At 35.5% G+C, this 217-nt stretch carries 1 protein-coding gene; it reads right to left on the minus strand.

Going from position 1 to position 217, the window contains the following annotated elements; translation table 11 throughout:
• Positions 1-217: WxL domain-containing protein (locus tag LJE09_RS17835; RefSeq protein ID WP_227311654.1), on the minus strand; the 217-nt coding region annotated here is incomplete at both ends.

Genomic DNA, 217 nt, shown 5'->3' on the forward strand with positions numbered 1-217 from the left:
CTTGAACGACTAAATCATCTGAAAGAGTTGGCCAGTAAACTTCTGGCTTGGCAGAAATTTTTTGTTTGCCAAAATCAATTGTTTTAGGTACTTTTTCTAACGTTAATTCACCTGAAATAGACACATTGACTTTTTTATTTAACGTTTCGCCAGCTTCTGTAAATTGATAATTGGCTGGCACCGTTTTAGCTAATTCTTCTGGTTTCGCTTGCTGAAT

Source organism: Blautia sp. DFI.3.45, from assembly GCF_020593505.1.
In the GTDB taxonomy this organism is placed as follows: Bacteria; Bacillota; Clostridia; order Lachnospirales; family Lachnospiraceae; genus Blautia_A; species Blautia_A wexlerae.